Source organism: Dietzia sp. oral taxon 368, assembly GCF_002999155.1.
In the GTDB taxonomy this organism is placed as follows: Bacteria; Actinomycetota; Actinomycetes; order Mycobacteriales; family Mycobacteriaceae; genus Dietzia; species Dietzia cinnamea.
In genome coordinates this window covers 1,324,147-1,348,144 of record NZ_CP027238.1, presented here as the reverse complement: position 1 = coordinate 1,348,144, position 23,998 = coordinate 1,324,147, and the positions used below count along the sequence as shown (strand labels likewise).

The following is a 23,998-nucleotide window of genomic DNA, read 5'->3' as shown; positions in this document are numbered from 1 at the left end:
GGGCATCCGGCTCGGGATCGTGTCGGTTTCACGTGAAACACTGACTCCACGGGCAGCAGATGCTGCACCGCCGGTGTCCATGATGGAAGTCGAAAGGTGACGGATGTCCGACGACGAGACCCCGATATTCGCGGCTGCGAGGCAGGCGAACGAGGTGCTCCACGGGGATGCCCCCGCGCTCCCCCGGCCCGAGACGCCGCGCATCATCACGATCGCCAACCAGAAGGGCGGCGTCGGGAAAACGACGTCCACCGTGAATCTCGCCGCAGCACTGGCTCTCGGCGGACTGGGGGTCCTCGTCATCGACATGGACCCTCAGGGGAATGCGAGCACGGCTCTCGGTGTGGACCACCGCGAGGGGACGCCGTCGAGCTACGAGCTGCTGATGTGGGAGGCCTCGATCGAGGACCTCATGCAGAAGAGCCCGCACGCCGAGCGGTTGTACTGCATCCCTGCGACCATTGATCTCGCCGGGTCGGAGATCGAACTCGTCGGCCTGCCTCACAGGGAGCGGCGGCTGGCCGAGGTCCTCCATCCGGATGATCTCCAACTGCTCGGGATCGACTACGTCTTCCTCGACTGCCCGCCTTCTCTGGGCCTGCTCACCGTCAACGCGATGGTGGCGGCGAGCGAGGTGCTCATCCCCATTCAGTGCGAGTACTACGCCCTCGAGGGCGTGGGGCAACTGCTGCGCAACGTCGAGTTGATCCAGCAGCACCTCAACACCGAACTCGAGATCTCGACGATCATGCTCACGATGTACGACGGCCGGACGAAGCTGGCCGAGCAGGTCGCTGGCGAGGTACGCAGCCACTTCGGCGATAAGGTGCTGCGGACGGTCATTCCTCGGAGCGTGAAGGTGTCGGAGGCCCCGGGCTTCGGCATGACCATCCTCCAGTACGACGCGGGATCACGAGGTGCCCTGGCGTACCTCGACGCCGCCCGCGAGCTCAACGGCCGGGGCGGCGCCAGCAGTGGCCCGAGCGGTCGGGGGGCCAACGGGCCCGGTGGCGGTACGACGGCAGACGAGTTGGTGGGCACCCCCGCCCCCGGCACTAGCGCGGACGAGACGCGTCCGGAGGAGAGTCGATGAGTCAGCAACGCAAGGGTGGGCTCGGACGCGGCCTGGCGGCCCTCATCCCGACCGGACCCGACGACGGCCCACGGCTCGGTAGCGACGCGGCCGACGTGATCCTGGGCCCCCGCGCCGGCGGCCCGCGCACCTCTCCCCCGCGCCCCCGTCGGGCGTCGGTGGATACCGCGGCGCCGGCAGAGGCCCCGGGCGTCGGCGGGGCGCCTGCCGGTGCGGGCCGCGACGGGTCGTCGGCGTCCGCAGGAGCGGGTCGCGGGCGGGGCGCTGTTTCACGTGAAACGCCCCCCGCCGATGCAAGCGACCGCCCGGACGACGTTTCACGTGAAACCGCGGACCTGGTCGATCCGGGCGCGGTGTATCGGGAGATCTCGCCGAGCGACATCGACCCCAACCCCAAGCAGCCGCGGACCTACTTCGACGAGGAGGCGCTCGCCGAGCTCGCGCACTCCGTGAAGGAGTTCGGTCTGCTGCAACCCATCGTCGTCCGGGAGATGACCGGTGGGCGGTATCAGCTCATCATGGGCGAGCGCCGCTGGCGCGCGAGCCAGCGGGCCGAACTGGCGACGATCCCCGCGATCGTCCGTCAGACCGAGGACGAGGACCTTCTCCGCGACGCCCTGCTCGAGAACATCCACCGGGTACAGCTCAATCCCCTGGAGGAGGCGGCCGCGTACCAGCAGCTGCTCGACGAGTTCAACGTGACACAGTCCGAGCTGGCCAACCGGATCGGGCGGTCCAGGCCCGCCATCACCAACAGCATCCGTCTCCTCCAGCTCCCCACGGCGGTTCAGCGCAGGGTGGCCGCAGGCGTCCTGTCCGCAGGGCACGCCCGCGCTCTTCTCGGGCTGGAGGCGGGTGCGGCCGCACAGGACGAGCTCGCCGCGAGGATCGTCGCCGAGGGCTTGTCGGTCCGAGCCACGGAAGAGATCGTCACTCTGGCCAACCGTGACGCCGGCGATGCCGAGGAGAAACCGAAGCCCGCCCCCCGCGGTCGTCGGAAGGACCCCGAACTCGAGGCGGTGGCCGGTCGGCTGTCCGACCGCTTCGAGACCTCGGTGTCGGTGACGATGGGTCGCCGGAAGGGCCGCATCACGATCGATGTCGGGGACGCAGACGATATGGCCCGTGTCCTCTCTCTACTCGAGGGCGGGTCGACCGGTACGACACGATGATCTCGATCCGTTCGTTGGACCTGTCCGCCGTGGACCATCTCGGTCCGCGGGCCCGGCGTTGCGTCTATTGGCAGACGGACGGCGAGTCGACGAGTGGATCCCCCGGGGATCCGGAGTTCGAGAAGGAGGCGTGGATCTCCCACGTCTCGCTCGAGTGGGGCGTGTGCGGACAGATCGCCCGGGCCGCCGACCGGCCAGCGGCCGCGGCGTTCTACGCGCCCCCGGGGATGATCCCCCGGGCGTCCTGCTTCCCGACCTCACCGGTCGGCGCCGACGCGATCCTCCTGGCGGGGATGAGCGTCGAGGACAGCGCGCCCGCCGGAGTCCTCACCTCGCTCCTCGACGCCGTCGTGGTGGACCTGCGGAGTCGCGGGATCAAGGCCATCGAGGCGTTCGGGGTCACGTCCGAGGACACGGGCGAGATAGCGTCACGTGACACGTGCGGCGCGGACTCGTGTGTGCCGGCGACGAGCTTCCTCATCGAGCATGGGTTCACCATCATCGCGCCGCACGAGACCCATCCGAGGCTCCGCCTCGATATCCAGAGCGAGCACCTGTGGAAGGCGGATGTCGAGCGCGCGCTCGATCAACTGTTCGCGGAACACGGCTTCGCCACCCGCCGGGTCGGTGTCCTGTCGGGGGCGTCGGCTCGGGCGTGATGCCCGGCCGGGCGTGATGCCCGGCCGGGCCGGGTGACGCGTGTGCGGGCCCGGCCCGCCGGACTCAGCTACGCTGGCGCTGCTCGTAGTCGATGAGGTCGTCGACGGACATCGACCCGGTGGGATGGTCGTCCTCGTCGAGTAGATAGAGGCGCTTGACGCCCACGAGGATCGAATCGATGATCGTGTCCTGCGCGTCGCGGTCCCCCAGGATGGCGAGGTCGCCGGCGTTGTGTGCGTACCCGAGGTAGATCTGCACGGACGGCATACGGGTCATCCGCAGCAGTGGCCAGCTGCGGCCGTGGGTGCGGCAGTCCCGCAGCTCGGTGCGGCTGACGATCTCCCGCTGGATGAATCCCGACAGAGCCTCACCGAGCATGGACTCCGCGCCCAGCGAGTTACCGAAGTAGAAGGTCGCGACCCCGTTGCCCACGGGATTGGGATGCCGGTCGAGCCGCAGGGAGATCACGAGGTCGGCGTTGAACGCGTTGGCGATCTCCGCGCGTTCAGGATCGGTGGGGATCATCGCCTCGGGCCGCGAGAGGAAGACCTCCACGCCGGCCTGGTTCATCCGCTCGGAGAGGCGTCGCGTGATGTCCCACAGGAGTTCGGCGTCCGTGATCGTCCCGTAGGGCGTGTCGATGCGGATCGGGTTCTCGGAACCGCTGGGCCCGGGGTCGAGCACGATGCGCTTGCCGGCGAGCATCGGACCGGAGGTACGGGCGCGCTCCTTCTCGACGAGGGACGCCACGTCGCCGCCCTTGAAGAGGGTCGAGAAGCGGTTGATGGTGTCGAGGGTCTCGGCGCCCACGACGCCGTCCGCCTCGAGGGCGCAGTCCCGCTGGAAATCGGTGACCGCAGCGTGGGTGAGGGCGCCGAAGGTCCCGTCGACGAGACCGGCGTAGAAACCGAGCTCCCCGAGCCGGCGCTGGAGCTGGGCGACGTCGTCCCCGGCCATGGGCTTGGAGACGATGTAGCTCAGATCCCGCGTCCCCAGGACGTGGCTGGCGTCGTCGAGGGCGGCCTGGGTCGCCGGACCCACGATCCCGTCGGAGATCAGCCCACGGGCCTGCTGGAAGGCCAGAACGGCCGTCTCGAGATCGGCGTCGAACACCGCGTCGGTCCGGGCGAGGACCGAACCGGTCTCCGGCTCGGTGACCCCGACCGAATCGATGTTGTGAAGCAGGCCCATCCCAGCGAGGGTGGCCCGGATCGCGGCCACCTCGGGCCCGCGGTCACCACGCCTCCACGCCATGGGTTCCTCCCGCTCTCTCGAGTTACGTACTCGAATGAACTTACCGCCTCACCCACCCGAGTGCCGTTTCCGCGCCGCGCGGCGGGGGACGGCTCAGGGGGTCTCTCAGCAGCTTCTTGCGGGACCCTCAGGAACCCAGGACGTCGCTGAGCTCCGAGCGCAGGGCCGACTTGGACTTCGCGCCGGTGAGGCGCTTCACGGGCTGTCCCTCGGAGAACAGCAGGAGCGCGGGGATCGCGGTGATCTGGTACTCGGCGGCCAGCTCCTGGTTGGCCTCGACGTCCACCTTGGCGACGGTGAGCTTGTCGGCCTCGGCGCCCGCGAGTTCGTTGAGGACCGGCGCCATCATGGTGCACGGGCGGCACCAGGTGGCCCAGAAGTCCACGAGCACCGGCTTGGAGGCGCTGGCGGCGAGGACGGCGTCGGCGAAGTCGGCCTCGGTGACGTCGACGATGTTGGGGGTGTCGGCCATGATGGCGGTCCTTTCGGTGGAGGTTCGGGTGGCTGGGGTCAGGCCTGCTCGGCGAGCCAGCGCTCGGCGTCGATCGACGCCGAGCAGCCGGAACCGGCGGCGGTGATGGCCTGGCGGTAGCGCTTGTCGACGAGATCGCCGCAGGCGAAGACCCCGGGGATGGAGGTGGCGGTGGTCTGGCCGGTGAGGACGTAGCCGTCCTCGTCCACCTCGACCTGGTCGCGTACGAGCTCCGACCGCGGGTCGTGGCCGATCGCCACGAACATCGCGGCGGTCTCGAGCTCACTCGTCTCGCCGGTGACCGTGTTGCGCAGGCACAGCTTCTCGACCGAGCCGGTGCTGCCGGCGACGACCCGGTCGACGGTCGTGTTGAGGATGAAGGAGATCTTCTCGTTCTCGCGGGCCCGCTCGAGCATGATCTTCGACGCGCGGAACTCCTCGCGGCGATGAACGATGGTCACCGAGGAGCCGAACTTGGTGAGGAAGGTCGCCTCCTCCATGGCCGAGTCGCCGCCGCCCACCACCACGATGGGCTTGTCGCGGAAGAAGAAGCCGTCGCAGGTGGCGCACGAGCTGACGCCGCGGCCGAGGTACTCCTGTTCCCCCGGGACGCCGAGGTAGCGGGCGGCGGCGCCCATCGCGAGGATGACGGCGCGGGCACGGTGCTCCTCCTCGCCGACGCGGACGATCTTCACGTCGCCGGCCAGGTCCATCGACGTGACGTCCTCCATCCGGAGGTCGGCGCCGAACCGCTCGGCCTGCTCGCGCATCTGCATCATGAGGTCGGGGCCCATCATGCCCTCGGCGAAGCCCGGGAAGTTCTCCACGTCGGTGGTGGTCATGAGCGCACCACCGAACTGCGACCCCTCGAAGACCACCGGCTTGAGCTCGGCCCGCGCGGAGTAGATGGCGGCGGTGTAGCCGGCCGGGCCGGATCCGACGATGATGACGTCGTGGACGGTGTCGCTCATGAGTTCTCGGGGCTCCTCGGGGTGGGCGGTCGATGGGGAGGGTGGCGGACCTGCACCACCGTGTCAGGCCTACTCACCAGGGCTCAACACGCGGGTGGGGCGGCTTGTTCCCTCAGTGTCCCCGGTCTCCCCCTCACGCGGTGAGGGTGACCCCCTCGAGGAGGACGGCGAGCTTGGCGCGGCCGCGGGCGCACCGGCTCTTGATGGTGCCCGGGGGGACGTTGAGCAGGTGGCTGGCCTCGGCCACGGTGCACCGCAACATGTCGACGACGACGACGGCGTCGCGCTGATCGTCGGGCAGGCCCGCGAGCGCCTCGGCGACGATGATCGCGTAGGCGGGATCCTGGTGGAAGTGATCGCGCAGGGTGACCTGTTCGTGCAGTGACGGGGTGAGCTGCGTATGGGTGCGCAGGCGTTGGGCGCGCATCTTGTCCAGGCACGCGTTGACCACGATCCGGTAGAGCCATCCCTGGACGGGGCAGGCGTGCTTGAACGTGTCCGCCTTGCGGTACGCCGAGACGAGGGCCTCCTGGAGGGCCTCCGCGGCGTCATCGCGGTTGAACGACGTCCGGATGGCCAGCCGCCACAGGTAGTCGTAGTGACGGCGGACGAGCGCGGAGAACGCGTCCGGATCGCCGGCGACGTGCGCGTCGATCAACTCCGCGTCCGTCAGCGGGGACTCCGCCCGCAGGGACGCACGCGTCGTCGCCGGGGCGGGGGTGACGGTGGCACCGGTGTTCACGGGCGTCACGGTAACCCGGTGCCTCGGCCGGTGGGGGTGCCACCTCGGCGCCGGGCGGGTCAGCGGGTGAGCTCGACCTCGGTGATCTCGGCGTCGTAGGCCTGGGCACCGGACGTGCCGAGCCGGGTGATCCACACGAGGAGGTACCGCGACTCCTCGGGCTCGTCGATCGTCACGGTCGCCTCGCCGTCGCGGACGGTGCCCGTCCCGAGCCGGGTGGTCTCGTCGAGGGAGCTCGGCGTCGCGCTGGTCGCCGAGCGCACCTCGAAGCGCACGTCGTCGTCCTCGGAGTGCAGGACCACCCGCCGGACCTCCTGCTCGCCGTCGAGGGTGAACATCAGCCCGATGCCCGGCTTGTAGGCGGACGGCGAGTCGCCGATCTGCGCGCGGTAGGTGTCGCTCGACCACGAGGTGGACCGGTCACCGTCGGCCACGTTCGGCGCGCTCGCCGAGTTCTCCGCCGTGCCGGCCGAGGACGCCGGCTGCCAGGTCGTCACGGTCGAGACCTCGACCGGCGTGTCCGGGGTGTCCCACTCGGTCTCCTCGGTGTCCGCGTCGGCGTCCGCCTGGTCCTCCGGCGCGGGTTCGGTGGTCTGGGACGCCCGGCTGGCCTGGGCGGCCCGCTCGATCGCGTCGAGCTGTTGCGACAACGGCGTGTTGTTGCTCGTGCCGCCGAAGCCGCCGAGCAACCACGTGAGGACCAGGACGATCACCACGACCGCCGCGGCGGAGGTGCCGGCCATGATCTGCCACCGGCGCTTCTGCGTCTCCGGGTCCGGATCGGAGTACGGCTCGGAGTACGGCTCAGCGGTCCCGCCCGCGTACGCCCCGTCGTACGCCCCGCCCGCCGGGTCCGGGTCCACCGGGCGGGTGACACGCGCGGCGCGCACCGGCCCGCCGACGCGGTCGGCAACCATGGACCTCACGGTGGCCGCCGAGCTCACCGACGACCCGTCGAGCGTCCGCATCGCCAGCACGGCGGACTCGGGCGAGACCCCGGCGCCGACCACCGTGGGATCGAGGACCTCGTCGTCGTCGCCCCTCGGGGCCTCCCCCGGGCGCCCGTCGGCCGGATCGTGCCGGTCGGACCCGTCGGGAAGGGGCAGCGGCCACGTCCCGGTGAGCAGCGCGTAGAGGACCGCGCCCAGACCCCGCACGTCGGCGCGGGCGTCCGCGCCCTCGCGCACTCCGGGGAAGGACAGTACGGCGCGCCCGTCCTCGGTGAGGCGGACCCGGTCCGGCGAGTCCAACCCGAGGGCGAGGCCGGCCTCCTCGGCGCGGGTCGCGGCGTCGGACAGGCCCCACACCGCGCCCACGGCGGAATCCGGGTCGGGCTCCGAGACGGCGGCGGCGAGACTGCGGCCCGGGATCCACTCGGTGACGACGATGCCGCCCGCGCGGCCGCGGATGACGTCGAGCACGCGCGCGAGGCCGTCGGAGTAGACGGACGTCAGGGCGACGGTCCGGTCGAGGACCCCGGTGGCCGAGCCCGGGGGCTGCTCGCCGGGCAGGGGGTCGACGAAGGTGAGGGCGACGAACCTGTCGAGGCGCCGGTCGCGGGCCTTCCAGAACGCCTGCCCGGCGACGCCGCCGCACGGCTCGAGCAGCTCGTACCGGCCACCGGAGACGAGGCCGCCGACGGTCAGACGAGGAGGAGTGGGGGAAGCGGACCCCACGGGGGCCCCGGTCTGATCGCCCACCCGCTGTCCTCCTCGCCTGGTGCGCCCGGCCTCCCGTCGGCCGCTCGTGACCCCTCGAGTGTACGTACCGCCCGCCCGGGGAATCGACTATCGCCTCAGACGCCCCACGAGGCCGCGGAGAACGGGGGTGATGGAGTCCAGTTCCGGCAGACGGGATCTCGACAGGACCAGCCCGGTGACCGCGAGGGTGAGGACACCGGCGAGCGCCGCGCGGAGCACGTAGCCGATGCTGCCGACGGCGTCGGTGAGCGCGTCCATCGGCAGCACCGTGTCCACCGCGAGGGCCACCAGGGCGCCGGCGACCGAGGCGCCGAGCGTCCACGCGGCGGACCGGAGGGTTTCCCGGCCGCGCAACGACCCGAGCTTCGAGCGGAGCAGGACGTACCCGGCCACCGCGCCGACGACCCAGCCGATGCCGTTGGCCAGGGCGAGGCCGATCACCACGTGCGAGCGCTCGTCCGCGACCGCGGGGACGAGGAGCGAGAGGACGACCCGGACGACGGTGATCGCGAGGATCATCACCGTGGGCGTCCAGTAGTCCTCACGGGCGTAGAAGACGCGCTGCTGCAGGAGCACGATCGCGTAGGGCACCAGGGTGAACGCGCCGGCGGCCACGGTGAGGCCGAGGACCCGGGCGCTTTCGGCGTCGAAGTTGCCGTAGCGGAACAGGCCCGTGGCGATGGTCGGTCCGAACGCCGTCATGAAGGCGATGATCGGCAGGAGGCCGAACAGGGACAGCCGGGTCCCCAGCGAGATGTCGCGCACGACCGCGTCGTTCCGGCCGGCGACGCCGTTGTCCGCGAGGCGGGGGTTGATCGCCGTGAGCAGCGTGACGCCGATGATCCCGTACGGGACCTGCAGCAGCAGCCAATAGGTCTGGTAGATCGCGATGGCGGCCTCGTCGGCGGCGGCGCCGATGCGGTTGGTCATGACCAGACCGACCTGCGAGATGAGCACGTACGTCACGCCGGCCAGCGCGTGCCCGCCGAACTGCTTGATCCGCGGGTCGAGCCCCCACTGCGGGCGCAGGTCGACACCGGCGCGGCGCAGCGCGGGGACGAGGACGGCGGCCTGGACGACCACGCCGAGCGTCGTGCCCAGACCGAGCAGCAGGATCGGGCCGCTGAGCAGGTTGACCGGCGCCGCAGGGTCGATACCGCTGCCCACCACCGCGAACAGGGCGAGCGTGGCGATCGCGACGACGTTGTTCCACACCGGCGCCCACGCGCCGGGCCGGAAGACGCCGTTGTAGTTGAGCACCGCCAGCATCACGGAGAACACGCCGTAGAAGAAGATCTGCGGAAGCAGCAGGAACGCGAACGCGGTGGCCAGGTCGGTGTTGACCTCGCCGTCGCCGAGGTTGAGTTCGGTGAGCAGCGGCGCGCACGCCACGGCGAGCACCGTCGCGCCGAGCGCGAGCGCCGAGGTGACGGTGAGCAGGCGGCGGATGAAGGACACTCCCCCGTCCGCGTCCTCCTGCGCCGCCTTGGCCAGCAGCGGCATGAACATGGCCGTGAGCACCGAACCCAGCACGAGCTCGGTGATCATGTTGGGCAGCGTGTTGGCGGTGTTGAACGCCGACGCGACCGCGGGGCCCAGCACGGTGAGGATGAGGATCATCCGGACGAAGCCGGTGATACGGCTCGCGAGGTTGGCCACGGCCATCGAGCCCGTCGACCGCATCACGGACGCGTCGGACGAGTCGCGCGTGCGGCCCCCGGTCCCGCCCCCGGAGCGGGACTCGGAGGACCCGTCCGTGGACGCGCCGGCAGCCGGGGTCGCCGCGCTCACGGAGGCGGCCGTCATCGCGGGGGTCGGGATCGCGTCGGGGACGAACGAGTCGGCGACCGGCGGCGGCGACGCCGGGCCGGGCAGCACGCAGCTGCCCGACTCACGCCGCCTGGCCCTGAGGCCGGGATCCGGTCTGCGCAGTTCGGGTCCGGTGGACCCCTGCTCGTCGTTCACGGTCGGTGCCCTTCGTCCGCGGGGTCGAGGATGCCCCGACGGTAGCGCAGGTAGCGCCGACCCCCGAGGACGAGGGCGAGCGCCGCCGCGGCCAACGCGAACGCCTGCGCGACCGGGTACCCGCCGGTCTGGACGGACAGTTCCACCGGCTCCGACAGCGGTCGGCCGTCGGGACCGGTGAGCATGAAGGTCACGGCGTGCCGGGTGCCGCCCTCGGCGTCGGACTGGGTGGGCACCTGCAGGGTGCGCGATCCGCTCGCCGGGATCTGGACGACCCCCACCGGGTCCACCCGGATGTCCTCCGGGGCGGTCACCGTCACGCCGACGCGGACCGGGAACGGCAGGGCGTTGCGCGTCACGAGCAGGAGCGGGCTGTTGGGGCTGGCCATCGTGAAGACGCTGCCCGGCGGCAGGAGGTCGACGCGGTCGAGGGAGGCGCTCACCGTCTCCTCGAGCCGGTCGAGTCGCGCGGCGGACCGGGCCAGTGCGTCCTCGCCGGTCCCGGATCCGGGGTCCACACCGTCGCCGCCGGCCCGCCGCCCGGTCTCCGAGAGGACCCGCAGCGCGTCGGTGACCATCGGGTCGAGGTGATCCTGGGCGCCCGCGGAGGTCGGATCGGAGGTGTCGACCAACGAGCGGAGCGTGCCGACGGCCTCGAGGGCGGTGGCGATGCGCCGGTCCGCGTCGGCAGGGTCGGGCGCGCCGGGGTCGACCGCGCCCGTCGGATCCGGGGCGAGGGTCCCGTCGGGGACGGTCACGGGGCCGGTGAGGCGTTCGGTGAGCGGGAGCGCCCGCATGCGGCCGGCCGCCAGCTGGGCGCCGAGCGACTCGAGCAGGGAGCCGGCCGATTCCCCGTCGACGGTCCACACCTGGGGCGGCACGGCGAGGACGCCCTGAGCGTCCGCCGTGGTGTCCCCCGGGCCACCCGCCGCGTCGATCGCGTCCACCACCGGCGCGAGGAGGGCCGCGCGGGCGTCCTGGAGCCGGGCTGCCGGCGAGTCGGCCGTGAGCCAGTACCGGGTGGCCGGGTCCGAGTAGCGCGGGTTCTCCGGCACGTCGCCGGTCGCGGCCAGGGCCGAGCCGATCGTCGCGGAGTAGGTCAGCGCGCGCCCGGCCGCCGTGCCGGCCAGGCCCACGACCCCGGGGGGCGGCACGAGGCCGGTGTCGGTGCGGGTGGACGGCGCGGCCACCACGGCGCTGCCCGCGCCACCGCCCTGCGGGGCGAGGGCCTCGGCGGTGCCCGGCGCCAGGGTGCCCGAGGCGGGCACGACGACGTCGGGGACGGGCGCCACCCCGAGGATCCGCTCGACGGAGCCCGCGTTGTCGAGTGCCGCACGCGTGAGGTCGGTGGACCCGACCGCCGCGACGGACTCGAGACCCGCCTGCGCGGCCGGGAGGCTCACCACGCACGCGCCGTCGGCCAAGGCGCGCAGCTCGTCCAACCAGCGCGTGGCGTCCGCGGCGACGGCCTCCGGATCGGCCGGGCGCGTCGTGGCGCCGCCGGACCCGGAGTCGTCATCGCCACCGCCGCGGACCCTGGCGCCACGCGCGGAGGAGTCACCCGTGCGATCGGATCCGGCGTCGTCGGAGATCACGATGGGGCGGCCGCCCGCGATCTCGGACACGGTCCCCAGGAGCGACGGATCCACCGCCAGACACATCGAACGCCGCAGCTCCTGACCCCCGGGTCCGTCGAACGCCTCGTCGGCCGCGCGGACCAGACCGGTGAGGCGACCGGAGTCCGACAGCTCCCGCAGGAGGGAATCGTCGGTCAGCATCACCACGGGATCGGGACCCTCGACACCGGGCACCGCCGCGACCCGCGTCGGTGACGAGGCCAGCGGCCACAGCACCGTCAGCGGGACCGGCGCCGGACGCTGCTCGTCCGCCGGCGAGGGGTCGACCACCTCGTCGTCGTCGACCCCCGGCACGGTCGCCGGCCGCGGCGCCTCCAGCACGGGCAACAGGGTGCGGGCGTCGTCGAGGCGCGCGGGGGATCCGCCCGCGGGCGTGCCGTTGACGTTGACGAGCAGCGGGTAGACGCCGGGCTCGGTGAGCTGCAGGTCGGGACCCGGATCACCGGGCACGGCGCGCGCGGGCATGGAGACCCGGTACGTCACCGACGCGCCCGGCGGCACGGCCTCCGCCACGCGGACGAACTCGCCGCGCACCCCGAACGACGGTTCCGACCACACCAGCGGTTCGCGCACCGACTCGGCGTCGGCGGACCGCGGCCCGCGCTGCAGGCGCACGTCGACCGCCTCGAGCGGGGTGTCGCCGACGTTGGTGATGGTCCCCGACACCGTGACGACCGGGACGCCGGCCTCGGTGCCGACGGCGGCCCCTCCCCCGCCCCCGGCGCCCGCCGGGTCGTTCGCGCCGTCGAGGACCCGAGGGGTGAGCTCGTCGATGCTGATCCTGGCCAGTGCGGGGGCCGGATCGGGGATGTAGCCGGCGGCCGAGGCCTGCTCGGGGGTGATCGCGCGGGCCGCGGCCGGGCCCCACGCGGTGCCGACGCCCCAGCCCGGTCCGATCGCCAGTGCCGCGCACAACGCCGTCGGGACGACCGCCCGGACTGCACGCCCAACCGGCCGCCCGATCACGGCCCTGACTCCTCCGGGGAGTCGTCGCGGGGCGCGGCTGCGGAACCCGGGGCGTGACTGCGGCGGACCGGCTCCGGACCGTCGGCCCGGCGGGACGGGTCCACCACCTGCGCGTCGGCGGGCGGAGGGTTGTCGCCTGCGGCCTCGGCGCGGGCGAGCTGCGGCAACAGGGTGCGGGCGGCCTCGACCAGCCGCCGCTCGTCCGGATAGGCCAGGCGGCGGGGCAGGTCGTCGAACGGCACCCACGCGACCTCGGTGATCTCGGGGTCCTCGTCGCACAGGTCGCCGTGGTCGTAGCGGATGAGGTGGTGGTGGACGGTCTTGTGGATGCGTCGGCCCTCGGCCACGAACCAGTAGTCGATGGTGCCCAGCGCCGCCAGGACCGTGCCGTCGACGCCGGTCTCCTCGAGCACCTCGCGCCGGGCCGTCTCCTCGACGGTCTCGCCCGGCTCGATGTGCCCCTTGGGCATGGACCACAGCATGCGCCCGCGCCGGTCGAGGCGACCGATGAGCGCCACCTCGAGCCGGGACAGGTCCGGCTCGGGCCCGCTCGCGGCGCGCTCGAGACCGCGCACGACCAGCCCGCCGGCCGAGGTCTCCAGCACGGTCTTGAGGCGCTGGCCCCCGCGGGGATGGCGCGCTCCCCCGCGGCCGCCGCGGGCGTTCTTGGCGCCGCCCTTGCCGCCCTGGGCGCCCGGCTTGGCGCCGGTCTTGGGCGCGTTCTTGGCGGCCGTCTTACCGCCGGTCTTGGACCCGCCCTTGCCGCCGGCCTTCGCGGGCGGCGACGTGCGGGTGGTGTTGGCCGAGGCCGCCTGTCCCCCACCGGATCGGGACCGGGTGGAGGCGCGTGGGTGGCGGGGCGCCTGGCGTGAGGTCGCGCCGGCGGTGCCGTCGCCGGACTTCACCGTGTGGGTGGTGTCGGCGCTCTGCTGCTTCTGGGCCTCGGCCGCGCGGCCCTGCCCCCGGCCGCCGCGTCGTCCGCGGCCCCCGCGACGGCGTCGCCGGCCCTGGCGGTGCTGGCCGTCGTCGGGGGCCCCGGACTGTCCCCCGTGGGCGGCCTTCGGGCCCGACGCGCCGCCGGCACCGCCGGAGGGCTTCTGCGGGGCTGATTTCTGGGCGTCGCCCTGCCCGGACCGCTGCCCGTCGGAGCCCTTCGCTCCGGTCCGATCCGACCGATGACCTGCGGATTCACGTCCAGGGGTGCCGGGTCCGGCCGGCCGACGCGCACGACGACGCCGCGGCGCGTTGGCGCGCGGGTCGGCGGGACGATCGGCTTCGGACACCCATCGATGCTACCGGCCGGGGGTGACTTGACCGGAATCCACGGCGTGCCGTCGCCGGGCCGCGCGCGGTCAGGCCCCGAGCGCCGGCCCGACGACCCGCCACGAGTCGCGCAGCTCGCGGGAGAACAGGCCGAAGGTGTGCGCGCCGCTGGGATAGCGGTCGTAGGTGAACGGCACGCCGCCGGCCCGCAGCGCGGCGGCCATGTGGCGGGTCCCCAGGTCGGCGGCGAGCTCGGTGGGGGCGCCGATCGCGAGGGTCGCCGAACCGAACTCCGCGGCGTCGTCGGGGCCGGGGTTGCCCGGTGCGGAGGCGAGATAGAGGGCGGTGCCGCGGAGTCGCTCGGCGAGCGCGGCGGGCAGCTCGGAGTCGAGGAAGGTGTGCCAGCGGTTGACGCCGAGGACGGGGTCGGGTCGCTGCCAGTCGGTGTAGAGGCTGAACCGGCCGCCCTCGGGGCTGGCGACGAGGACGTGCTTGTCGGCGAAGAAGTCCTGGTAGTCGGTGTGGTAGGCCCAGCCGACGTGGTCCTCGCCGCCGCCGACGCCGTTGAGCAGCAGCAGCAGCGGCGCCGGGCGCGCGCTCGGCGGGAGGAGGACGAACGTCGGCACCGCCTTGTTCATGGCCGGCGACCACACGTCGGCGAGGACCTTGCGGCCCTCCACGGGCTGGACGCGCAGGACCTGCGGGCGTGCGGGGTCGGCGGGCGGCGGGGCCGTGGGTCGCGGGGCGGTGGTGAAGCCCAGGGCGGTGGAGGTGTCGACGCCGCCGGCGGACTGTGCGGCCGCCGTGGGGACGGTCCCGGGGACGACCGCGGTCAGGGTGGCCGCCGCGCCGGTCAGGGCCGCCACCGCCGCGAGGGTGACGGCGGCCGGGGCGCCGGTCCGACGGGTGGGTGACAGGCGTGGACAGGGGCGGCGACGACGAGACACGCCCGTCACTCTAAGTCACTCCTGTCACAGGGCACAGGGTGTCGGGGTGGGCGCCACGTGAGGCGGGACCGGCGACCCGGGCGCGGCTAGAGTCCGCTGTATGAGCTCTGGCCCGCCCGCGCACGCCCTGGTCCTGCGACACCGGGCCAAGCCGGGCCGTCGCGAGGATCTGATCGAGGCGTGGCGTCGGCACATGCCCGGGGCGGTACAGGCCAACGACGGGCATCGCGCCTACGTCCTGTGCGCCTCGTACGTGGACCCGGACGTGATGGTGGTGTTCCAGCACTACCGGGACGCGGCCGCCGCGCAGGAGTTCCTCGGCAACCCGGCCTACCTGCGGTATCTCGAGGAGTCGGGGGACCTGCTGAGCGGGCCGCCGGAGGTCGAGGCGGTCGAGCCGCTGTGGTCCAAGACGGCCGTGGCGGACGACTGAGACCCGCGGCGGGTCGCCAGCGCCGGTTCTCCGCCCGGCCGGGGGATGTCGGGCCCACTCGGTAAAGTCAGCGCCGTGACAGCCCGCAGACCGACCTCCGATCGCAGCGCCGCCGGCGATCGTGCCGCCTCCGACCGACACGATGCCGCGGTGTTCTCGGGTCTGCAGGACGGCCCCGGCGCCAGGCCCGATCCGGCGGAGGTCGAGGCCCGCAGGGTCCGGCTGTTGGCCGGTGCCCAGACCACCCTCAACCAGCTCGCCGACGTGCTGTCCCCGCTGGCGGCGGCGTTCGGTGAGGCCGGGCACGAGCTGTATCTGGTGGGCGGCAGCGTCCGCGACGCCGTGCTCGGGCGGCTCGGCACGGACCTGGACTTCACGACCGACGCCCGCCCGGAGGCGGTCCGGGGGATCCTCGACCGCTACGCGGACGCGGTGTGGGACACGGGGATCGAGTTCGGCACGCTGTCCGCCGTCAAGCGGGACCGCGATGGGATCGAGCAGCAGATCGAGATCACGACCTTCCGCGCGGACTCCTACGACGGGGTCACCCGCAACCCCGAGGTCGTCTACGGGGACACCCTCGACGGGGACCTCGTGCGGCGCGACTTCACCGTCAACGCCATGGCGGTGCGTCTCCACCCCGACGGCCGGCACGAGTTCGTCGACCCGCTGAACGGGATGGACGCGCTTCTGGCCGGCGTGCTCGACACCCCGGCCGCGCCCGAGCAGTCCTTCGCCGACGACCCGCTGCGCATGCTGCGGGCGTGCCGCTTCGTCTCCCAGCTGGGCTTCACCCTCGCGCCACGCGTGTTCCGGGCGATGACGGAGATGACCGCGGAGATCGACCGCATCACCGCGGAGCGGGTCCGGGCCGAGCTCGACAAGACGATTCTCGGCGACTACCCGATCGACGGCATCAACATGCTGTGCGAGACCGGCCTGGCCGACCACGTGCTGCCCGAGGTGCCCGGCATGAAGCTCGAGCGGGACGAGCACATGCAGCACAAGGACGTCTACTGGCACTCGCTGACCGTGCTCAAGCAGGCCATCGACCTCGAGCCGGAGGGTCCCGACCTCGTCCTGCGCTGGGCGGCGCTGCTGCACGACATCGGCAAGCCGGCCACCCGCGCGCCCAAGCCCGGCGGCGGCGTGACGTTCCACCACCACGAGGTGGTGGGCGCCAAGATGGTCCGCAAGCGCATGCGCGCCCTGAAGTACCCCAAGCAGATGATCGAGGACGTCTCGGGACTGGTGTTCCTGCATCTGCGCTTCCACGGGTACGGCGAGCGCCAGTGGACCGACTCGGCCGTGCGCCGCTACGTCTCCGACGCCGGTCACCTGCTCCCCCGCCTGCACCGGCTCGTGCGCGCCGACTGCACCACCCGCAACAGGCGCCGCGCGGCCAAGCTGCAGGCCAACTACGACTCGCTGGAGAGGCGGATCGCCGAGATCGAGGAGAAGGAGGACCTCGCGCGGGTCCGCCCCGACCTCGACGGCAACGAGATCATGAGTCTGCTCGGCCTCAAGCCCGGGCCCGAGGTCGGCCGAGCGTGGGCGTTCCTCAAGGAACTGCGTCTGGACCGCGGCCCGCTCGACCGGGACGAGGCCGAGGCCGAACTCCTCCGGTGGTGGGCCGAGCAGAACGGCGGGGACCAGCCGGCCGGGGGACCGGACACGGACCGGCAGAACGGCGACCCGGCGTGACCGGCGGAGCGGTCGACCGCTACCTCTCGTCGGCGGTCGGTCGCCTCGTCGTCGTCGTCCTCGCCGCCGTCGGCACGCTGCTGCACACCGTCGGCGTCCCGGGCCTGCAACAGATCCCGCCGTACCGCATCGACCTCGACGTCTACCGCGTCGGCGGACAGGTGTTCCGCGACGGCGGCGAGCTGTACGGCGAACTGCCGCAGCTCGCGCAGGGCGCGCACCTGCCGTTCACCTATCCCCCGCTGTCCGCGCAGATCTTCTCGCTGCTCACGCTGGTGCCGCTGCCGGTGGCGTCCGCGCTCGTCACGCTGGCGACCATCGCGGTGCTGGCGCTCGTCGTGCAGCTGGTGCTCACGCGCACGTGCGAGCGGCCGGCGCGCGAGCTGTGGTGGCTCACGGCCGCCGTCATGGTGGTGGCGCTATGGTTCGGCCCGGTCCGCGAGACGATCGGGTTCGGACAGGTCAACGTGTTCCTCATGGCGCTCGTGCTGGTCGATGTCATCCTCGGCCGCGGGCGGTGGTGGGGCGGGACGCTCACCGGGCTGGCGATGGCCATCAAGCTCACGCCCGCGGTGTTCCTGCTGTACTTCTTCCTGCGGCGGGACTGGCGTGGGCTGGCCACGGCGGTGGTGTCCGCGCTGGCGTTCACCGGCCTCGGCCACCTGCTCGCGCCTGACGACTCCGCCCGCTACTGGAGCTTCGCCATCCGTGATCCCGAGCGGATCGGCGGCCTCGCGTTCACCTCCAACCAGTCGGTGAACGGCGTCGTCTACCGGCTCGGCCTCGAGGACACCGCCGCGTCGATCGTGTGGTTCCTCGTGGCCGCGACGATCGGGTTGGGGATCGCGTGGGTCGCGTGGCGTCTGCTGCGGTCTGGTCAGGAGGTCGCCGCTGCGGTGGCGGTGGGTCACGTCGCGCTGTTCTGCTCGCCCGTGTCGTGGGGCCACCACTGGGTGTGGGCGGTGCCGGCGGTCGTGCTCGCGCTGGTGTGGGCCGACCGTGCGGGGCGGCGGGGCGACCGCGACGAGCGCCTCTGGCTGGGCCTCGCCGCCAGCGGCGTGGTGATCTTCCTGGCGACTCCCCAGTGGTGGGTGCCGAACAGCGAGGGCCGCGAGCTGGGCTGGAGCCCGGTCGAGCACCTCGTCGGCAACGCCTACCTCATCTGGGCGCTGGTGTTCCTGGTGGTGCTCGGGCTGCGGGCGGCCCGCCTGGGCCGGCCCGATCTGGGCGGCGACCCCCGCCAGCCCGTGGTGCTGGACCGCGCGCTAGCCCGCTGACCGCGCCTCCCCCGGGCTGCGCGGCCCGGCCGGTTCCGCCGGCTGCGCGCCGCTGGCCTGGCCCGGCCGGCCGCTGCTCGCCGCGCCGGCCCCCGGTCCGCCCGCCGCCGCGCCCGCCTGGCCCGGCGGCACGCTGCCGACTCCGCCCCGCTGCACGCCGCTCGGGGCGCCCCGCTCGCCGAGTGGTCGCAAATGCCGGTCGTCGGCCGCACTTACCTGGAGAAGCGTGGGCGCTCTTGACCACTCGATGGCGGGTGTGCGCCGCGGCGAGCCGCCCAGCTCGCCGGGGCCCCCGTGGCGCCCCACCGAGCCAGCTCGCCCACTCGGGCTCCAGTCGGCCCGCTTCGGCAGCGCGCACCTCACCGCACGAGCGCCGCTCGGAGCGCCCCGCTCGCCGAGTGGTCGCAAATGCCGGTTTTCGGCGGCGGTGACCTGGGGAATTGTTGCCGTTCTTGACCACTCGACGGTTGACCGCGATGCCGTAGGGCCCGAGCGAGCCTCCGCAGCGCCGCTCCTCGGGACGGCGTGGCCCCACGATCGGGCGGCAACTGCCGCGCGACGAGCGGAAAGGCGTCAAGCGCTCCGCGTGGCCTGTGGACAACTCGGTGGGCTCTCCACAGATCGGCCGGTGGCTCTGGTCGGTGCGGTTCGTGAGCGACACGATCGGCGCATGGACTACTTCTTCGGAGACGGCGTCGGTGAACCGACGCAGTGGCAGGGCGAGCCCGACCTCACCCTCGGAATCGGCGCGCCGGACGCGCTGTGGCTGGACTTCGACGGCGACGGGTACGCCGATGACGCCCTCTGGGACTCGGACGTCGACGGCACCGCGGACCGTGTGGTGACCGACGTCGGCGCCGCCGGTCAGGTCGCCTACGCCGACGACGGCAACCGCGGCGTGTGGAACGTGCACGCGGGTGGCGTGGGGGCGCTCGCGGCGGGTTCTCTCGGCGCGGGAGCCGCGGGCGCCGGCTCGGTCGGCGCGGGCAGCGTCGGTGGTGGCTCGGTCGGCGCAGGCAGCGTCGGCGGTGGCTCGGTGGGTGCGGGCTCGGTCGGCGGTGGTTCGGTCGGTCTCGGCTCCGTCGGCGCCGGCTCCCTGGCGGCCGGGTCGATCGCGGCAGGGGTGCACGGGTCGGACGGCCTCGTCGACGGTGCGTTGGCCGCAGGGTCGGACGCGATCGCCGCGGGCTCGCAGTCGTTGGGGGCGCTGCCGGACTGGGGTTCGCTGCTGTCCGATGCGATCGGCGCGATCCATCACGGCTCCGCCGCGGCTGCGGACTCGTCCAGATGGTCGACTCCCCCGGTCACCGAGCCAGCCCCGGCCCCGCCCCCGCCGGTACAGGGTGGCACGGTCCCCGAGCCCGCGGCCCCGGTCGTCGAGGAGGACGGATCGATCACGGTCGACACGGGCGGCGGGTGGCTGTCGGTCGCGGACGTCGACGGCAACGGTCGCCTCGACACCGCCCTGCCGTTCGAACCCCCGCGCATCGAGCTGCCGCACTTCGAACCGCCCCGCATCGAGCTCCCCACCATCGAGCTCCCGCATGTCGAACTGCCGCACGTCGACGCGGGGTCGGTGGCCGGCTCGGTGGACGTCGGGGCCATCGACGCGGGCGCGCTCGGAGCCGGCTCCGCGGCCGCGGGTTCGGCCGCCGCAGGGTCCGCCGCGACCGGGTCGGCCGGCGCGGGCAGCGTCGGGGGCGGCTCTGCGGCCGGCGGCTCGGTCGGTGCCGGAAGCATCGGCGCCGGGTCGGTCGGTGCGGGTTCGGTGGGTGGGGGCTCTGTTGGTGGGGGCTCAGTGGGTGGCGGCTCGATCGCCGCGGGCTCGCTCGGTCTGGGCTCCTGATCGCGTGCCCACCACCAGCGCGATCACGGCCGCGGCGGCGTACAGCACCGCCGGGACCACCATCAGCGACACCGACCGGCCGTCCGCGGGCACGAGCGGAAGCACTACGAGCATGCCCACGACGAACGCCGAGTTGAACAGCGCGTCCTGGAGGGCGAACACCCCGCCCCGGCGGACATCGGGGACGTCGGTCTGCATGGCGTTGTCGGCGACGAGTTTGACCACCTGCGCCCCCAGGCCGATCGCCACCGCGCCGACCACCAGGGCCGTCGGGTCGAGGGTCGGTCCGACGACGAGCTGGGCGAGCGCGGACACACCGGCCCCGGCGGCGACGACGAGGACGCGTCGGGCTCGGGCGATGGCCCACGGTGTGACGACCGCGGCCAGACCCATGCCCGCGGCCACGGCCGCCGACATCAAGCCGAATCCGCCCATCCCGGCGACGACCGGGCCGCCCGACCCGCCGGACTCGGCATCGCGCAGGAGCAGGATCGCCAGCATCGTCGTGATCCCGAACGCGGCCCGCCCGAGCGTCACGCCGGTCAACGACACCCACACCAGGGCCGAGGAACGGGCGGCCCGGACGCCCTCGGCGAGTCCCCCGGCGAACGCCCGGGCGGCACGGCGGGTGACGGCCTCGACCGGGTGGGAGCGGACCTCGTCGTCGTCGGGTCCCAGGTGGCGCCGCGGCAGGGCGAGGATCGCCCACACCCCCGCCAACGCGGTGACCACGGACGGCACGAGGGTCCACGAGACCGCGGTGTCGCCCGCGCCCAGGACGGCGAGCACCGCGAACGCCGCGACCGCGCCCACCGCGGTGATGACCGAACCGACCGTGACCAGCACCGAGTTGGTGGCCGCGAGGAGGCGGTCGGGCACCACCTTGGGCATGGCCGCGGTCATCCCGGTGTTGATGAGCCGGCCCAGGCCGATCGCCACGAGGGACAGGACGAACAGCGCCGTCAGACCCGCGCCCGAGTGGACGGCGCCGGCGGCGATGAGCGCGATGGTCGCGACGATCGCGAGGGTCCGCACCAGGGCGGCGACGGCCACCACGACCCGGCGGTCCCACCGGTCCAGCGCGGCCGCGGCGAAGGGCCCGACGATCGAATAGGGCAGCAGCATCACTGCGAACCCGCCCACGATCGCCGCCGGAGTGGTGCCCGACTCGGGGCTGAACAGCACGATCCCGCCGAGGGCGGCCTGATGGATGCCCTCGCTGAGCAACGCCGCCAGCCGTGCCGTCGACAGCCGACCCAGACCTTCGGACTCGCGCAGTGCGGCTGCCAGGCGGCCCCGTGTGGGAACGGCCGGGTCGGTGGGCGGTGAGGTCACGGGAGTCACGGTAGCGCTCGCGGCCGGGCCGCCGATCACCGCGGCGAGACCCGATCGAGGGGACGCGCGTGTGGCCCGGCGACGACGGGGGCATCATGGATACATGGACACGGGACCGGATGATCTGAGCGGCGGAGGCCTGTTCGGCGACCGCCTCTACGACGCCATGGACAAGCGGGATCCCGTCGCCGGTTCACTGCTCATCGCCGCGCCCGACATGCCCGACCCGAACTTCCGGCGCGCGATCATCTACATGATCGAACACGACCACTCCGGGTCGCTGGGCGTGGTGATCACCCGGCGCAGCGAGACCGATGTCGAGGAGATCCTGCCCGCCTGGTCCGAGTTGTGCGCTCCCCCGTCCGTGTTCCACATCGGAGGACCCGTCAAACCCGACACCGGCATCGCCCTGGTCGTGCTGAGCGCCGGCGTCGACGGCCACCGGTTCAGCGGGCTCCAGCAGATTGAGGGCCGCGTGCACGTCGTGGACCTGGACAGCGATCCCGACCTCCTGCGGGAGCACATCGACGGCATGCGGGTGTTCGTCGGGTACACCGGCTGGGCGCCCGGTCAGCTGCAGGACGAGCTCGACCGCGGCGACTGGTACGTCGCGCCCAGCCTGCCCAGCGATCTGCTCGCGCCCGCCCGCGTCGACGTATGGGGCGCGGTGCTGCGCCGCCAGGAGATGCCCCTGCCCCTGTACGCCACGTACCTGCAGGACGGCGACCTCAACTGACATCGCCGCCTCGCGCTGTCTCACAATGTGGTACGATGTTTCCGTATTCTGGGCAGTGACATATGCTCCTGCAGGTGGAGACGGTAGGCGGCGAGTCGACGACGGTGACGGCCCGGCACTGGCTGGTGCTGGCCGTGGCCACGTTCGTCGCCGCGTCCGGATCGGCGTTCGTGATCGGCGTCGGCTTCCTGCTCCCTCATCTCACGAGCGTCATGGGACTGTCCCTCTCGCAGGGCGGGATCCTGGTCGCGATGCCGCTGGTCGGCATGGCCGCGGCGTTGATCGCGTGGGGCTGGCTCGTCGACCGTGCCGGGGAGAAGGTCGTCCTGGTCGCCGGGTCGGTCGGTGCCGCCGTCACCCTCACCGCGGCACTGTTCGTGGAGTCGTTCGTGTTGCTGGCGGTATTGCTGCTGGTCACGGGCGCCTTCACCGCCTCGGGTAACTCGGCGAGCGGGCGACTGGTCGTGAGCTGGTTCCCCGCGCACCGCCGCGGGCTCGCCATGGGTGTCCGCCAGATGTCGCAGCCGGCCGGTTCCGCGGTCGCGGCCATGACCATGCCGCTGCTCGCGCAGTCGTACGGTCTGGGCGCGGCGTTCGCGCTCCCCCTGGCGATGGCCGCTGTCTCGGCGGTGGCGGCCCTCGTCGTCGTCACCGATCCGCCTCCACCCGAGGCCACGCGCGACGCGGGCGCCGAGGCGATGAGTGGCGCGGCGACAGGCGCCGACGGTGAGGCGGTGAGTGGCGCGGCGACGGACGGCTCGCCGTACCGCGGGTCCGGCTACCTGTACCGCGTCCACGGGGTGTCGGTGCTGCTCGTGCTGCCGCAGGGGATGCTGCAGGCGTTCCTGCTGACGTGGCTGGTGCTGGGGCACGGCTGGTCGGCGGTGTCCGCGGGCGTCGTGGTGACGGTGAGTCAGGTGCTCGGCGCGGTCGCGCGGATCGTGGCGGGCGCGGTCTCGGACCGGGTGGGGTCCCGCATGACGCCCATTCGCGGCGTGGCGATCTCGGTGACCGCCGGACTGGCCGCGCTGGCGGCCGCGGAAGCTCTGGGCGCGCCCGGGGTCATCGCGGTGACGCTCGGCGTGATCGCGACCGTGCTCTCGGTGTCCGACAACGGCCTGGCGTTCACCGCTGTCGCCGAGTTCGCCGGGCCCCGGTGGAGCGGCCGGGCGCTCGGGGTGCAGAACACCACTCAGTTCGTGGCGATCTCGGCGTCCACTCCCCTGGTCGCCGCGGTGATCGACGCCGTCGGCTACTGGCCGGTGTTCGCCGGCGCGGCCGTGATCGCGGCGCTGGCGATTCCGCTCGTACCCGCCGCCGACCAGCGCCGGGCCTGACCGATCCGCGTCGCGCCTGACCGCCCCGCATCGCGCGATCGTCAGGGTGCAGGAGCGCCCCGGTACTGCCCCACCGACCACACGTTGCCCTCCGGGTCGCGCACGGAGAAGGAGCGATCCCCGTAGTCGGTGTCCTGCAGCTCCAGCACCACCTCGGCCCCTGCGTCCACGGCCCTGCGGTACACCGCCTCCGAGTCGGCGGTCACGACGTAGGCCAGACCGGTGCCGGGTGGCGAGGCGTGCGGATCGTCCGCCCCGCGCCCGCCCTCGCCCAGCATCACGCCCCCGCCCTCGGGCCACAGCAGCTCCGCGTGGGTCACCACGCCGTCCTCGGAGTAACACGCCGTTTCCACGAACCCCAGGGTCGCGACCAGCCAGTCGATCACCGTCCGGGCGTCGGAGCACCGGAAACAGTGCCACACCGTCGGCGCGGGTGGCGTGCCCGTCTGATGTGCGTCCATGGGTCGAGTCTGCGCCGGCCGGCCGGG

The 23,998-nt window shown here is 73.1% G+C and carries 20 protein-coding genes; 9 read left to right on the top strand and 11 right to left on the bottom strand.

Going from position 1 to position 23,998, the window contains the following annotated elements:
• Positions 1–103 precede the first annotated feature (103 nt).
• Genes C3V38_RS06390 through C3V38_RS06380 form a run of 3 tightly spaced genes read left to right on the top strand, consistent with a single transcriptional unit; the run spans position 104 to position 2,924 of the window.
• Positions 104–1,093: a ParA family protein gene (locus C3V38_RS06390; protein WP_106385309.1), complete on the top strand. Its 990-nt coding sequence runs from the start codon at positions 104–106 to the stop codon at positions 1,091–1,093.
• The gene (locus tag C3V38_RS06385) at positions 1,090–2,265 is read left to right on the top strand and encodes a ParB/RepB/Spo0J family partition protein (protein ID WP_106385308.1); all 1,176 of its coding nucleotides are present in this window, start codon (positions 1,090–1,092) and stop codon (positions 2,263–2,265) included. The genes C3V38_RS06390 and C3V38_RS06385 overlap by 4 nt, the downstream gene beginning before the upstream one ends.
• On the top strand, positions 2,262–2,924 hold the full coding sequence (locus C3V38_RS06380) for a hypothetical protein (RefSeq protein WP_106385307.1): 663 nt from the start codon (positions 2,262–2,264) through the stop codon (positions 2,922–2,924). Before C3V38_RS06385 ends, C3V38_RS06380 begins: the two co-directional genes overlap by 4 nt.
• Positions 2,925–2,988: 64 nt before the next feature.
• On the opposite strand, the gene C3V38_RS06375 is transcribed toward C3V38_RS06380, so the two are convergent.
• From C3V38_RS06375 to C3V38_RS06330, 9 genes are all read right to left on the bottom strand, one after another.
• Positions 2,989–4,179 (bottom strand): N-acetylmuramoyl-L-alanine amidase, encoded by a 1,191-nt coding sequence (locus tag C3V38_RS06375; protein ID WP_007629614.1) that lies wholly within the window; start codon positions 4,177–4,179, stop codon positions 2,989–2,991.
• 127 nt (positions 4,180–4,306) lie between these two features.
• Positions 4,307–4,651, bottom strand: a complete 345-nt coding sequence (trxA, locus tag C3V38_RS06370; protein ID WP_007629616.1) for a thioredoxin — start codon at positions 4,649–4,651, stop codon at positions 4,307–4,309.
• Positions 4,652–4,689: 38 nt separating this feature from the next.
• Complete coding sequence (trxB, locus tag C3V38_RS06365; protein WP_106385306.1) at positions 4,690–5,622, bottom strand: thioredoxin-disulfide reductase; 933 nt, start codon at positions 5,620–5,622, stop codon at positions 4,690–4,692.
• A gap of 133 nt (positions 5,623–5,755) precedes the next feature.
• Positions 5,756–6,373, bottom strand: coding sequence for an RNA polymerase sigma factor SigM (gene sigM, locus C3V38_RS06360; RefSeq protein ID WP_061228195.1), 618 nt, complete (start codon positions 6,371–6,373; stop codon positions 5,756–5,758).
• Between the two features lie 50 nt (positions 6,374–6,423).
• Complete coding sequence (locus C3V38_RS06355) at positions 6,424–8,064, bottom strand: protein kinase family protein (RefSeq protein ID WP_061228194.1); 1,641 nt, start codon at positions 8,062–8,064, stop codon at positions 6,424–6,426.
• An 87-nt stretch (positions 8,065–8,151) separates the two neighbouring features.
• Entirely contained in the window at positions 8,152–10,029 is a 1,878-nt protein-coding gene (gene murJ / locus C3V38_RS06350; protein WP_061228193.1) for a murein biosynthesis integral membrane protein MurJ, read from the bottom strand.
• Complete coding sequence (locus C3V38_RS06345) at positions 10,026–12,632, bottom strand: hypothetical protein (RefSeq protein ID WP_244881653.1); 2,607 nt, start codon at positions 12,630–12,632, stop codon at positions 10,026–10,028. Before C3V38_RS06345 ends, murJ begins: the two co-directional genes overlap by 4 nt.
• Entirely contained in the window at positions 12,629–13,915 is a 1,287-nt protein-coding gene (locus C3V38_RS17970; RefSeq protein ID WP_244881652.1) for an NUDIX hydrolase, read from the bottom strand. The genes C3V38_RS06345 and C3V38_RS17970 overlap by 4 nt, the downstream gene beginning before the upstream one ends.
• A 69-nt stretch (positions 13,916–13,984) precedes the next feature.
• Entirely contained in the window at positions 13,985–14,761 is a 777-nt protein-coding gene (locus tag C3V38_RS06330) for an alpha/beta hydrolase-fold protein (RefSeq protein WP_061228191.1), read from the bottom strand.
• 181 nt (positions 14,762–14,942) lie between these two features.
• Here C3V38_RS06330 and C3V38_RS06325 point away from each other — a divergent pair, with 181 nt between their 5' ends.
• The 4 genes from C3V38_RS06325 (at position 14,943) to C3V38_RS06310 (ending at position 20,102) form a co-directional block, all read left to right on the top strand.
• Positions 14,943–15,275, top strand: a complete 333-nt coding sequence (locus C3V38_RS06325; RefSeq protein WP_061228190.1) for a putative quinol monooxygenase — start codon at positions 14,943–14,945, stop codon at positions 15,273–15,275.
• 150 nt (positions 15,276–15,425) lie between these two features.
• Positions 15,426–16,979, top strand: coding sequence for a CCA tRNA nucleotidyltransferase (locus tag C3V38_RS06320; protein WP_174521526.1), 1,554 nt, complete (start codon positions 15,426–15,428; stop codon positions 16,977–16,979).
• Positions 16,976–18,256: a glycosyltransferase 87 family protein gene (locus C3V38_RS06315; protein WP_061228189.1), complete on the top strand. Its 1,281-nt coding sequence runs from the start codon at positions 16,976–16,978 to the stop codon at positions 18,254–18,256. Before C3V38_RS06320 ends, C3V38_RS06315 begins: the two co-directional genes overlap by 4 nt.
• 670 nt (positions 18,257–18,926) lie before the next feature.
• A complete protein-coding gene (locus tag C3V38_RS06310) occupies positions 18,927–20,102 on the top strand; it encodes a hypothetical protein (protein WP_061228391.1) in 1,176 nt (391 codons plus the stop codon).
• On the opposite strand, the gene C3V38_RS06305 is transcribed toward C3V38_RS06310, so the two are convergent.
• Entirely contained in the window at positions 20,052–21,437 is a 1,386-nt protein-coding gene (locus C3V38_RS06305; RefSeq protein WP_106385305.1) for an MFS transporter, read from the bottom strand. The genes C3V38_RS06310 and C3V38_RS06305 overlap by 51 nt on opposite strands.
• Before the next feature lie 103 nt (positions 21,438–21,540).
• Here C3V38_RS06305 and C3V38_RS06300 point away from each other — a divergent pair, with 103 nt between their 5' ends.
• Together C3V38_RS06300 and C3V38_RS06295 are read left to right on the top strand one after the other, a co-directional pair.
• The gene (locus tag C3V38_RS06300; protein WP_007633273.1) at positions 21,541–22,173 is read left to right on the top strand and encodes a YqgE/AlgH family protein; all 633 of its coding nucleotides are present in this window, start codon (positions 21,541–21,543) and stop codon (positions 22,171–22,173) included.
• A 104-nt stretch (positions 22,174–22,277) separates the two neighbouring features.
• Positions 22,278–23,510 carry an MFS transporter gene (locus C3V38_RS06295; protein ID WP_082767667.1) on the top strand — a complete coding sequence of 411 codons (1,233 nt, stop codon included), beginning with the start codon at positions 22,278–22,280 and terminating at the stop codon, positions 23,508–23,510.
• 41 nt (positions 23,511–23,551) lie between these two features.
• Here the strand turns inward: C3V38_RS06295 and C3V38_RS06290 are convergent, their stop codons facing one another.
• The gene (locus tag C3V38_RS06290) at positions 23,552–23,971 is read right to left on the bottom strand and encodes a VOC family protein (RefSeq protein ID WP_106385304.1); all 420 of its coding nucleotides are present in this window, start codon (positions 23,969–23,971) and stop codon (positions 23,552–23,554) included.
• Positions 23,972–23,998 lie beyond the last annotated feature (27 nt).